Genomic DNA, 13,254 nt, shown 5'->3' on the forward strand with positions numbered 1-13,254 from the left:
CCACGCTCCTTATTCCATAGGATTTGATATGATTATACCCCAATCCCCTTCCGTAGCGAATAGATTCATGGATCCGCTTTCACTGCAATGTCGTCGAAATGTGCAAATCCCCCATTTAGCGGTCATCGTTCAATGCTCTTGAACGGATTGGTACTGGTTCGGCCGCCATGCTCGAGAAGGGATTGGAACTGCGAAGCTTTTGGCACTGCAGGTTATGGCACTGCGGAACTTTTGGCACAGCGGGGCTTTTGGCACTGCGAAGCTTATGGCACTGCGAAGCTTATGGCACTGCGAAGCTTATGGCACTGCGGGGCCCTTGAGCCTTTGATGTCTCTTCTTATGTAGCTCTTCTTCTGTTTCTTCTGATGTCTCTTCGTCGTCGCAGCGATGCCGCATGCTTCCACCTGCACCCCTACGCGCGCCTTCCCTGTCCTGCGAAGGTTCCCATCCTCCCGGCATTGAGGGCGCATTTTTCCACGCAGCACCCGAGTTCTCGACAGTCTGAAATACTGCAAATCTGCATTATTTCTCCTGAGTTGCTTTCTGTCAAAAATCAATCCTGCAAAAATGCAGGAATTTCGCCCTTGATCACCCGAAACAAAGGAAAAACAGGGAAAATGCTGCACTTTTGCAGGAATCCTGCCACAAACCCTTGCTCGCATCGAAAATTACTGCACGCCTGCAGCATTTTTAAAATAAAGGCCCTCCCGATGTCCTCTGGAGCCGTCTCTTAACGCGAGCAGCCTAGTAGCCCGCCACGCCGCCCCCGCCTCGGGCCACCAGCCGGCTATAGCAACCCAATAGCCCCAAGCCCGGGCACAGCCGAGTGCTTGACCATATCAGCGACTCTTGATCATGCCAGTGATTCTCGACCTATCAGCTACTCTTAACCATGTCAGCAACTTTTGCCCGTATCAGCGACTCTTGATCATTTCAGCAACTCTTGACCGTGCCAGCAACTCTTGACCTTACTAGCTACTCTTGCCATATCAGCGACTCTTGATCATGTCAGCGACTCCTGCCCATAACAGTGACTCTTACCTATACCCAGCGACTCCTGCCCATAACAGTGACTCTTGCCCATATCAACGACTCTTGCACATAGAGCAAGGCTTGCCTCCCCTTGACAACAAAAGACAGACGAACTCTTCGCCTGTCTTTGCTTGCCGCTCACGGGCTAATTCAATGTTGTTATGCCACGCTTCCGCGCATCTCATCCGTTCGCTTCGCCGCCTGCCCGAACAAGCCCATCAGCATAATGACGACAATAATATAGAGCAGGAAGAACGGCACAGCCATCGCGTCGAACAGCATCGGCGACGCCAAGGCAAAGCCAATCATGCTCAACGAGCATCCGAGCGCGACAATGAAATAGATCAGCCGCCGGCGCGCCATATGCGCGAGCGCGGGCTGTCCGTTCCGCAGCATGAACGAGCGGAGGCCGCCGCACAGCAAAGCCATCAGCGCGATATTCAATCCGGTCTCCAGCACGGATCGCCCTACTCCGTACCAGGCCAATATCCCCCGCGGGATCGCTTGAATGATGAACGGCTGCAAAATCTCAATGACAGCCAGCACCATCAGCGGGATAACCACGGCCTTCGCGCGCCGGAACGGGGGCTCGACCCCTTCCAGATCGCGAATCGCCGTAAAGATGAGGAACAATCCGACGATATCCGGCAGCAGATCTACGCCGCCCACCGAGTAATCAATAAAAAACAGCAGTCCCCATTGGATTCGTCTAAACGCTTTCTTCTCTGTCAACATCGTGGTGAATTCGAGTCCTTTCGCTGCTCCATCCCGACAGGGACAAATGCCTTAGTTCATCGTGTTCAAGTATAGCGCGCCGCCCACCGGCATGCAACTTGAGAGATATGGTCGGGCATGCGACTTGAGTGGTAAGGACAGGCATACACCTTCGAGGGGCGTTACCTTACTACCATAACCCGCGGACAAGGCAGAACGTGCTTCATTCCGCTACTGACGTGGTCGACCGGACTCCCCCGAACGCGCCTCATTCCGCTATCTGACGCGCTCGACCGGACTCCCCCGAACGCGCCTCATTCCGCTATCTGACGTGCTCGACCGGACTCGCCTGAACGCGCTTCATTCCGCTATCCAACGCGCTCGACCGGACTCGCCTGAACGCGCTTCCCCCGCTTACAGACGTGCTCGACCAGACTCGACCGAGCGCGCTTCATTACCTTTACTGGCGTGCTCGCGCAAACATGAGGAAGCGGAGAGCGATATCGCTCCCCGCTTCCTGCTTCCGCTACCACCAAGGCCAGACTTTGAATTCTACCTTGCCTTCCAGATATTCCACCGGAACAGGCCCGTAAGTCCGGCTGTCTATGCTGACGGCCCGGTTATCCCCCATGACGAACACATGGCCTTCCGGCACCACAATCGGCAAGTCAAGCTGCTTCGGGAGTGTGCTTCCCTCGGCGAACGGTTCGTCGACGAGCCGGCCGTTCACTTCCAGCTTCCCGTCGCGGGCATCGATCGTATCGCCTGCCACGCCGACGACGCGCTTAATGTACCGTTCTCCCTGGAACGCCGGAGCGATGATGACAACATCGCCGTACGCAGGCTCGAACCAATGATACACCCATTTGTTCTCGATAAGCCGATCCCCGGGATTATACGTATGCTGCATGGAATGCTGCTGCACGACGACTTGCGCATAGGCGACCTGCTGAATCAATAGACTGATGCCGAACGCGATGATCACTGGAATAACATAACCTTTGATAAAATGAGACATTCGCATCGTTCAATTCCTCCTTCGAAGGCGTTACCTCCACCATTGTCGGCGCTGTCCCCATTCAGGATGAGGACGAACGCGTGAAGTACCGGGTCAGTCCGCCGGCCCCAATCGCCAGACAGAGACCGAGCAGCATCTTCACGATGACTTGCACGAAGTTCGCGCTTAATTCGCGCTGCATATGATCCGGGTACATGTGCGTATCGACATAGGTAATCGTCATCAACATATGTATGAAGTCCGGAATGCCATTAATGAGCAGAATCAGGCCGGAAATGCCGAGGCCCGTCTGCAGCAGCGGCTTGGTCAGCGCCGCCAGCTCCTGCGATCTCGATCGCCGCGGAAGCTCTTCCCTCTCCGACGCTTCTGCTGCCGCAGCTTCTTCCCGCGGCGGCACGGCCGGGGTCAGCAGTCCTGAGATGCGGTAGGCAGCCGTCCATAATACGAAGGCGCTAAGCAGCATAATGATCGACGGGAGCAGGACCACCACCAACAGAACAATCTGATCTGGCCTGCTGACGGCTGCATCCTTGATTGACATCAGATTCGGCAAGCTGACCTGCACCACGTTAGACACATGGACAATGGCAGTAATGAAAAAATACAGCGCCAGCAACCGCACCGCCACATAGGCCAGCGATCGGGTATTCAATCCAGTTCCCCCCACTCCGATTCAGAAATACATAATCTATGAATGCGTATAGTGCAACCTCTATTATACAAGATTAGGGGGTTCGTGGGAATCAGCTATGCTTCGCCGGAATCCGGATGGACACCGATGTCCCGATCCCGAGCCGGCTGTCGATGCTTACGCCATACTCTGATCCGTAATGCAGCTTGATTCGCTGATCGACATTGCGAATGCCATAGCCTGCATTAACATGATCCCGGCCATGGAAAATCTCGCTCACCCGTTCCGGAGTCATTCCGACCCCATCATCGATGACGCGGAACAACAGATTCTCTCCCTCCTCGGACGCCACGATACGAATATGGATCCGATCTCCGCACCAGGCGTGCTCCAGCACGTTTTCAATAAATGGCTGCAAAATGAGCTTGACGGTGCTGTACGGCCAAATGACGGGATCGATATCGAACGTGACATCAAGCCTTTCGCCGTATTTGATCTTCTGGATATCGACATACGCCTGCGCCTGATCCAGTTCTTGCGGGACCCGGATCATCAGCTTGCCGTTGTTCAGAGCCAAGCGGTAAAATTTGGCCAACCCCATCACCATTTGCTGCAGCTTGTCATTTTCGCCGAATTTGGCGAGACGGCTGATCGAAGACAGCGTGTTATAGAGAAAATGCGGATTAATTTGCGACTGAAGCATTTCCAGTTCCGCTTCCTTCTTCTGCAGCTGAGTCAGATACACTTCCTTGATTAGAGACTCGATATTCTCGCCCATATTGTTAAGCGCGGTCGCAATCTGCGAGAATTCGTCATTGCCCCGGTAGGAGATGCGCTTGTGGAGATCTCCTTCGCGAAATGCATTCAGCACGGAGACAAACTTATGTATCCGGACCGAGAAGAAGCGGGATATAAAGCCGCCTGCGAAAGATAAGACGACAGCGCAAATCAAACATGCAAAAATAATAAAAAGCCTGACCTTCAGCGCATCCTGCTGGATGAGCGCGACCGGAACGAGTGCGACCAGCTTCCACGATTGCCGGCCGACCGTCTCCTGGATCGTCAAGTAATCATTGTCCAATTGGTCCTGGCCTTCCGAGTAAGCGTCCGGAAGCTGTCCCGATTGATACATGATGCGTCCGGACTCATCCTGAAGATAGAGTACGCTCCCGCTGCCTATTTTGGAGTAATCCAGACTGTCGAACAACTCTGAAATGGCCACATTGATGCGAAGGAATCCGACTTCCTGCAGCTGATTCGGATTGTAGGTATCAATCAGTCTCCGCAGCAGGGAAATCCGCTGCAGCGCGCTGTCATTTTCGATCTGGCTCCACTGCATCGTGACGCCATACTTTTCAGGTGGGAATTGCTTGTACCATTCCTTGTCCTTAATGCGGCTAAGATGATAAATATCGTAGGACCAGTTGTTGTCCTCAATCCCGATCTTATATACTTCATAGATCGATTCATTGCCGAAGTAGACCGAGGTCCACAGCTTCATGCCGGTTGACTTGGTCGCGGCTTCTATTTTGGGCAGAACGTCCTTGGTCATGCGGTCATAGTTCTCCCACCCCTCCTCATAGCTTCGCAAATGCCGGTACAATTCATAATCATTATAGAAAAGGGAGGAAATGCGGACGACATCCTGCATCTTATATTCGATATTATCGCGTATCTGCAGCAAGGTTCCCTGAACATTCATCCTGGTGTGCTTCCGGATCGATTCGTCGTACATGGAGTGGGATACATAGCCGATGACTGACACGGCACTTACGATGAACAGCATATAAGTAAGCATTAATTTATATCCAATCGGCAAGTACCTTCGCCTCGCCTGCTGTGCTTTCATTTCCGCCATCCCCTGTCACGTTTCTCGCTTGCGGTACTCCATCGGCGTCATGCCGTAAGCTTCCTTGAATTGTCTGCTGAAATACGGCAGGTAACGGTAACCGACCTGGTTCGCGATTTCATAGATCTTCATTGAAGGATCGTGCAGCAATTCGCGCGCTCGCTCCATCCGCAGTTGAATCAGCACTTCACTGAACGACTTGCCCGTTTCTTCCTTGAACATATAGCCGAGATAGTTGGGAGAAAAAGAAAATTGATGCGCCACATCCTTGAGGGTGATATTGTCAATCATTCGCTCCTTCATCATTTGCATCATTTCCCGAATCAGTTTATTGTTCTTGGAGCTTGATTTGCTTCGCAAGTGCTCGGATATTTCGAATGTTCTCCGCACGAGCCAAGAGCGAATATCGCTAATCGTATCGAATTGCAGCAAAATATCGAGATTATGAAGCTCCATTCCGAGCATATCGAACAAGTTCTCGCCTCTTGCCTTCAACTGCTGATCCAGCTTCCATATAATAAACATGGCCAGATTATGCACCGTGAATTTGGATCTCAGCATGCTTACGGATTCGAACAATCGCTCGATCTCGTCATAGATACGGACGAGCTCGTATTCGGTCAGGGCATGAAATAAGGCTTCCACGCGCGCATCGAGCTTCCGGGCATCGACCATGCCCGGTTCCCGGCTCACTTCTTCATACATAATCAGCTTGCCCTTGCCCAGGAACATTTTGCCGTCCACAGCTTCCATGGCCTGCTTGCACGATACGTGTAGCTGTTCGAGCGCATGCACCGGCTCGCCGACACCAACCGTCATCGTGAACGGGAAATTGGCTTGGATCGCCTCATACAAGTCATGAATCAGCGCATCCATCCGCTGGCCGTCAATCAACAGCGCGATCCGGTGCGAGGACAGCTTGCAGACATGGCGCATGCCGTGCTTTTGTCCAATCTCGCTCACCTCATAGAGGAAGTTCTTCGACATCATCTGCTGGGACAGGCTGACGGCCTCTTGCGTCCAATTCATGTCATCCAGCTCCATGACGGCGGCACGCACGGGCCATTCCAACTGATCCAGCCCGTTGGACTGAATCACCTTCCTCATTTCCTGCAAATAATCCTGCTCGCATTCCCCTTCCAGCAGCCTGACCAACAGGTCGTTTTTGGCCATCGGAATCATGCGCTGGTACGCCTCTTCCACGTCACGGCGCTTCCGCTCGTTCTCCAGATCCTGCTTCACCTTCTGCAGCGCTGCAATCAGCTCGTTATCATCCATCGGCTTCAGCACATAGCTATAAGCCTTCAATGACAATGCCTGCTTCACATAGCTGAAATCCTGGTAACCGCTTACAAAAATAACACGAATGTCCGCTCTTTTTTCGATTGCTCTCCGAGCCAGCTCCAATCCCGACATATTGGGCATATTGATGTCGCTAACCATAATGTCTATTGGAAGCTGTTCGATAATCTCGCATGCGTCAAAGGCGTTGTTCACCGCCGCGGCCACTTTCATGCCTAAATCTCCCCATGGAATAAATTGCTTCATCCCTTCGAGATCAAGCATCTCATCATCCACCAATAACACGTTGTACATGAAAGATCTCCCTTCAGGACATGCGGTCAATCGTTACTGCAGCCTAATCATTTCCATCCCAAGTATAGCAATGAACCGTCCCGTTTGAACAGTATGAGGCTGCCAGTTCCGCCCCCGCGGCAGCGAACAAAAACGAAGGCCCGCCGGTACAGCGAGCCTTCGTTCCAATTTCCTTATTTACCCAATGCTTTCTTGTTTTCCGTCCACACGTTGGTTACATGCTCAAGGAACTTATCATAGCCCAGCTTCATCGAGTCTTCGTGAGCCTTATCCAGAATTTGCAGTGCTTCCTCGTCGGACTTGGCATACATCGATTTCGCTCTCGCGGTCAGCCAGGTATCTCTGATGCTCTGTCTAATGATGCCGACTTCGCTGTCAGGAGCCGGCTCCCAACCGAGGAACTCCGTGAAATCGCCCTGCGTGCCCCATGTAATTTCCATTTGCCAACGGTTGCTGAAGTCGATTTGATCGGCCGGAACGTTGGACAACATCTGCTTCTTCGTGTTATCGAGGAACATCGTGTTGCCCACCCATACCAGATCGCCGGCTTTTCCGTTAATTTCCGCAAGCGTATCCGGGTCATTCAAATACTTCTCTTCATTGAACTTCGGCGTCACGCCGTCCGCATCGAAGCCGTCCCAATATCCGTCCGATCCAGGAGGACCCCAGTTCAGCACCATGCTGCCTTCCGCCCCTGTCATCCAATCAAGAAGCGCGAACACGGCTTCCGGATTTTTTGCGTTCTTCGTAATGAGAGCCACGTTCCAACCTAACTGATTATAGGTTCCCGGGTAGATTTTGGTCCGATCGAGACCCTCCTTGGCGATCGGCTGGATGAACATGTATCCGTCTTCCGGATCCTTCTTCTTCAGCTCGGCGTCAGCGGTCGCCAGCATCTTCATCGGATCAAAGGTGGCGATAACGGCAAATTTGCCATTCATCGCTTTTTCTCTTACCTGGTCCTCGGTCTGCGTATTCGCATCCTGCGTCATCAGCTTCTCGCGCATCAGCTTCGCCGTGAAGACGACGGATTCGCGGAATCCCGGATCTTTATAGATCGAGACGATTTTGTCGCCGTCAGGGACGCCGAAGAAACGCGTGAAGGAGAGGTTGTTTTCCTTGAAGGAAGAGAATATCTGGTCAATGCCATGACCGTCTTTGGCCAATCCCGTCTCGAACGGAATGACATCCGGGAATTTTTCTTTGACCGCTTTAAGATAATTGTACAAGTCGTCGGTCGTCTCCAGCTTCGGAGAGCCGAGCGCTTTATAGATCTTTTTATTGATTGCATATCCGGCGTTGCCGTTCGGCTGCTGCGTATAATAGTTCGGAAGCTGATAGATCTTGCCGTCCGGGGACCGGAGCAGCGCCAGATGCTGTTCGGACAGAGACTTTTTGAAATTTGGATATTTCTCGATGTACTCGTCCAGCGGCACGAGCATGCCTGCTTCGCGGAGCCGCTCAACGTCCGGGCCTCTGTCTGTCCAAATAATATCCGGAAGCTCATCGCCGGCGATCATCGTCTGCAGCTTCTGCGCATTGTTCCCGCCCGAGCTGACAGCCGTAACCGTTACCTTAAGATTGTCCTGAACCCATTTGGAAGCGGGATCCTTGCCCCATTTCGGCATCTGGTACCAGCCATAGTTGCCGTAGAACGAGACATTCAGCTCTTCCTTGCCCAATTCGTACAGATCGCTCTTCGGTGATTCACCAGAAGGTTCTTGCCCTTCGCTCCCTTCCTGCTTCGCCGGTTCATTGGCTGGAGGCGCGCTTGTGTTTCCGCCGCCGCCGCACCCGACCACCAAGGTGAACACCATAAAGACAGAGAGCACGCTAAGAAGGAGGTTTCTCTTGTTCTTCACTGGATATTTTCCCCTTTCAATTTGTAATCTATGTTTAAAGCATGGATGCTCTAAACGCCAGCGAATCTTCCCGTATTGCTCCAAGTAACTACTCTTTCAGCGATCCAATCAATACGCCCTTGACGAAGTATTTCTGCAGGAACGGATAGACGCATACGATAGGAACCGTCGCAACCATAATCGTCGCCATTGTCAAGGCTTTGGACGTAATTTTTTTGGCGGCATTCATATGTGCAATCGCGCTCATATCGACATTGGCCATCTGTTCCGAGGCGATATTCGAGAACAGTATTTGGCGCAGCACCGTCTGGATAGGCAGCAGATCTTCATTCGTGATATAGATACTGGCCACGAACCATTCGTTCCAGTGCGCCACGGCCGTGAACAGCGACAGCGTGGCCATGACGGGGCCGGATAAGGGCAGCACAATCCGGAAGAACGTTCCCCAGTTGCCGCAGCCATCAATCTTCGCCGATTCCTCCAAGCCTGCCGGGAGCCCCTGGAAGAACGTGCGGAATATAATCATGTTCCATACGCTGATCAGAGCCGGAATAATGAACACCCAGAATGAGTTGAACAAGCCAAGGCTGCGGATAAGCATATAGGTCGGAATGAGCCCTCCGCCGAAATACATCGTAATAATGCACATGATCATGTAATATTTGCGGCCCATCAGCTCTCGCTTCGACATGCCGTAGGCAAAGATCGATGTGGCCAGTATCGCGGATAGGGTTCCGATGACCGTCCGCAGGGCGGCAATGACGAAGCCGTTCATCAACCGCGAGTCCTCGAAGACGATGCGGTAGTTCTCCAGCGTGAATTCCCGCGGCCAGAACGTAATCCCGCCCTTCGCGGTATCCAACCCTTCATTGAAGGAAATGACGAGCGAGTTCCAAAACGGATAAAAAGTAGAAAACGCCAGCAGCGCTAAAAATACATAGATAAAGGCGATAAAGATGCGGTCTCCTATACTGTCTCGTATCATCGTTCAGTCCTCCTGTCTCTGGAAAGATTCATCACCACAAGCTATTTCCCGTTTTTCTGGCGATGAAGTTCGCAAATGTAAGCAGCGTGACGCTGACCACGGCCTTGAACAGACCGATTGCCGTCGCATAGGAGTACCTGTAGTTGTCGATACCGACCCGAACCACGTAGACATCCAGTGAATCCGACACTTCGCGCAATGCCGGGTTGGAGGCCAGAATCAAAATATCTTCGAAGCCGGCACTCGTCAGATTGCCGATAGCCAATATCATAAAAATGATGACGACAGGCATAATGCACGGGAGCGTAATCAGCCACATCTGCTTGAAGCGGCTGGCGCCGTCGATGGAGGCCGCCTCATATAAATGAGGATCGATCCCGGCAATCGCCGCCAAATAGACAATGGAAGCGAATCCAATTTCTTTCCACACATTGGTCGTGACGAGTATCGTCCAGAAATATTCCGACATGGACAGGAAATTGACAGGCTCGTCGATAAGTTTCAATTTCTCGAGCAGCATATTGACACTGCCGTTGTCCACGGACAGCAACGAAGTCACCATCGACCCGATGACGACCCAGGACAGGAAATGCGGCAAATACGTGACGGTCTGTACCACCCGTTTGAAGAACATTTTGCGCACTTCATTCAGCATGAGCGCCAAAAGAATCGGCGCCGGGAACCCGAAAATAAACTTTAAAAAGCTGATGACAATCGTGTTGCGCATGACGGGATAAAATTCCGGAGCATTGAAAAATGCGACAAAGTGCTTGAAGCCTACCCAATTGTTGTTCAATAAGTTCGAACCCATCTTGTAGTCCTGAAAAGCGATCAGAACGCCATACATGGGAATATAGGAAAAAATAAAGATAAACACGAGCGCAGGCAGTACCATCAGTTGAATATCTATTTGCATGAAAAACCGTTTAAACGCGCTTTTACGATGCTTATCGAGATTCAAGCGTGATTCCGTGTCCAGCCCAGCAGATGCTTTCGCCATATGTGAATCCCTCCTCCTTACCTATGCCGCCAAATGTAAAGCGGTTTAATTTATAGTGGCAGAGCGGATGCTCCGCCTCGCATCAGCTCTCTATATCTGGCCTGATGCCGTGTCCTTCTCCATGTTCTCCCTCCATATTTGTCTTTTCCTTCATTCTACATTCGAAACGCTTTCACGAATATATGACAAAACAACGATTATTGATACTTTAAGATGTTCTTGAACTATCCGCAGGAAGAAGCCCACCCCAAATTCAAGCGGTGTAGCGCTTCGCTTGCGAAGTGAACATTTGGGCGTAATCGCCCTCCCTGCGGATTAACTCCTCATGGCTTCCTCCTCAATAATCGTGCCGTCTCGGAGCACAATGATTCGATCGGCATGGCGGCAGCTGCTCAGACGATGAGAAATCATGATGGTTGTCTTCCCTTCGTACAATCTCGTGAAATTATCGTAGACCTCGGCTTATGCCTTCGGATCAAGAGCCGCAGTCGGTTCATCTAAAATAACAACTTGCGCATCCTTCAAAAAGGCGCGGCTCAAGGCAACTTTTTGCCACTGTCCTCCCGATAGTTCATAACCATTGTCGAACAAAGGCCCCAGTTCCGTCTCAATGCCATGCGGCAGCCGCCGGATCACTTCGCCCGCACCTGCTTTGTCCGCTGCCTCCAAGATCGCTTCGCCATCACTTATTTTGCTTACCTGTCCCATGGCGATATTTTCACGTGCCGTAAGCTGGTAGCTAATGAAATCTTGAAATACGGCCGACATATTGGCCCTCATGCTGTCCTTCTCCATATCGCGGATGTCTATGCCTTTCCGCTGCGCCGGCGTATGCAGTATCATTTGCATGAACTTCCGCTGGCCGAAGTATGCGTTCACCCACAGATATGTGAAAACAACGATATTTGATACTTTTCCATGTTCGTTGAACCAAAAATAAAAAAGATGCCCCCGTCATCATTGATAACCGCAGGGACATCCTAAGCTCAATGTTATTCTTCTAAATCATACAAGGGTTGACACCGTTTTCGTTCTGCCGTGCGTACACAATGCTTGTTCACTCATATTGCCGAAGGCATCCATTGCACGAACTTCGATTGAATAGGTCCGATCCGGATCCAGTTCCGCCAATATTAGTTGAAGCTTCTCCGGCATTGGATAAAGATAAAATTCCGAATAAGCTAAGTAACGCGTTACCTCCGCCCCGGTCTCTGCATCCTTCAGCGTAATCCGGTAGGAATGAACCAGTTCATTATCTTGAGCCTGATCGAAGACGATCGTAATCGAATCCCATGCCGCAAGCTCCGCTTCGACATGAGCTTCCGCATTCGCCGGGAACCGGGGCGGTTCCTGATCGCGCTCATTTGTATAGATGAAAGCCGCTGGGGTTACCGGCACCGGCACGACCCAGGCTTCCCCGATCTCTCGCTGATGCGCAAAATCCAGCCGCCTAATCGCAACCTTGTCCGCGTACACTTCAACAAGACAACCTTGGCTGAACTTCTCATGTCCCGGCGGGAGATTGCCTTGAAGCTTGCCGCGCTCTACTTCCATATAACTAACGGAAGCGGTGCCCACGGATGTGAAGCGCTTCTGATGGATGCTGCGCGGATCGTTCAACGGGTAATGAGAATGCCCGGAGAACGTAATGACCTGAGGATACGGATCCAGTGCGGCCATCAGTTCGCCGATATTTTCCTGGATGCCCCATTCTTCGCTTCCGTACACCGTATCCTTCAGATGCTGATGCAGGAAGACAAAGATTGGCCGTTCAGGCGCATCGGCGGCCGCTTCCTCCAGTTGCCGCTTGAGCCATTCGATCTGGTCCAGGGAGAAGTAGCCGTGGGTCGGCTTATCCTCTGTCGCCAGTATGATAAAATGATAGCCTTGGATGACGCGGTGATAATACATCGCTTCCATGCCCGTCATCTCCAAAAAGCGCGCTTGTGCTTCCTTCGCCGGCAGATCGTTCCAGTAATCATGATTCCCAATCGCAATGAGCAGTTCCGCGCCGCCCTGCTTATGCTTGCGAAGCGTATTCATATGGCGCTCATATTCCGCAATGGTGCCATTATTCGTCAGGTCGCCCACGATAACGAAGGCGTCCTGCCGCGGCGCGCGCGCATTCAAGTGCCGCAGCGCTTGCTCGTACTTATGGATAGACTCCTCGCCCGTTGGCGCAATATGCACGTCACTTATCACCGGGAAGACGAGACGGGGGATAGATTGCTCAGCTACCATCAGACATTCAGCTCCTTTTTATTCAACACTGGTTCAGCTTCAGTCTACTCCTTTCTTGTCCGGTTGAATATAAATTTTTGCTGCCTAATGCCTAGAAATATCGAAACTTCGACTGCCATAAGGCAGCAAAAAAGAGGCAGTCCCATAGGCAGAGCGCGCAACGACGAGGGACAACACGGATGACCGAAAATATAAAGACGGGAAAAAAGGCGGAATATGGACAAGCAGTGAAACGAGGCGCTGAAAAGAGGCAGTGAAACAAAGCGCTGCGACGAGGCAGTGAAACGAGGCGCTGCGAAGGCTAGTCAAATAATCTCCTGGGGTTT

Annotated in this window: 10 protein-coding genes; all 10 read right to left on the reverse strand. The window is 51.8% G+C overall.

Annotated features, from left to right (window positions below; all coding sequences use genetic code 11):
- Positions 1 to 1,191 precede the first annotated feature (1,191 nt).
- The 10 genes from FLT43_RS06610 to FLT43_RS06655 all read right to left on the reverse strand — a co-directional run bounded on the left by FLT43_RS06610 (position 1,192) and on the right by FLT43_RS06655 (position 12,928).
- On the reverse strand, positions 1,192 to 1,767 hold the full coding sequence (locus tag FLT43_RS06610) for a hypothetical protein (RefSeq protein ID WP_087442456.1): 576 nt from the start codon (positions 1,765 to 1,767) through the stop codon (positions 1,192 to 1,194).
- 505 nt (positions 1,768 to 2,272) lie between these two features.
- Positions 2,273 to 2,770, reverse strand: a complete 498-nt coding sequence (lepB, locus tag FLT43_RS06615; RefSeq protein ID WP_087442455.1) for a signal peptidase I — start codon at positions 2,768 to 2,770, stop codon at positions 2,273 to 2,275.
- Between the two features lie 55 nt (positions 2,771 to 2,825).
- On the reverse strand, positions 2,826 to 3,416 hold the full coding sequence (locus FLT43_RS06620; protein WP_087442454.1) for a hypothetical protein: 591 nt from the start codon (positions 3,414 to 3,416) through the stop codon (positions 2,826 to 2,828).
- Positions 3,417 to 3,507: 91 nt separating this feature from the next.
- Entirely contained in the window at positions 3,508 to 5,244 is a 1,737-nt protein-coding gene (locus FLT43_RS06625; protein WP_087442664.1) for a sensor histidine kinase, read from the reverse strand.
- Between the two features lie 15 nt (positions 5,245 to 5,259).
- Positions 5,260 to 6,840, reverse strand: coding sequence for a response regulator (locus FLT43_RS06630; protein WP_087442453.1), 1,581 nt, complete (start codon positions 6,838 to 6,840; stop codon positions 5,260 to 5,262).
- 173 nt (positions 6,841 to 7,013) lie between these two features.
- Complete coding sequence (locus FLT43_RS06635) at positions 7,014 to 8,702, reverse strand: extracellular solute-binding protein (protein WP_087442452.1); 1,689 nt, start codon at positions 8,700 to 8,702, stop codon at positions 7,014 to 7,016.
- Positions 8,703 to 8,790: 88 nt separating this feature from the next.
- Positions 8,791 to 9,687 carry a carbohydrate ABC transporter permease gene (locus tag FLT43_RS06640; RefSeq protein WP_087442451.1) on the reverse strand — a complete coding sequence of 299 codons (897 nt, stop codon included), beginning with the start codon at positions 9,685 to 9,687 and terminating at the stop codon, positions 8,791 to 8,793.
- 31 nt (positions 9,688 to 9,718) lie between these two features.
- A complete protein-coding gene (locus tag FLT43_RS06645; RefSeq protein WP_087442450.1) occupies positions 9,719 to 10,687 on the reverse strand; it encodes an ABC transporter permease in 969 nt (322 codons plus the stop codon).
- A gap of 462 nt (positions 10,688 to 11,149) precedes the next feature.
- Positions 11,150 to 11,530: an ATP-binding cassette domain-containing protein gene (locus FLT43_RS06650; protein ID WP_164776485.1), complete on the reverse strand. Its 381-nt coding sequence runs from the start codon at positions 11,528 to 11,530 to the stop codon at positions 11,150 to 11,152.
- Positions 11,531 to 11,692: 162 nt separating this feature from the next.
- Positions 11,693 to 12,928, reverse strand: coding sequence for a metallophosphoesterase family protein (locus FLT43_RS06655; protein ID WP_087442448.1), 1,236 nt, complete (start codon positions 12,926 to 12,928; stop codon positions 11,693 to 11,695).
- Positions 12,929 to 13,254: the final 326 nt, after the last annotated feature.

The organism is Paenibacillus thiaminolyticus, assembly GCF_007066085.1.
Classification (GTDB): Bacteria; Bacillota; Bacilli; order Paenibacillales; family Paenibacillaceae; genus Paenibacillus_B; species Paenibacillus_B thiaminolyticus.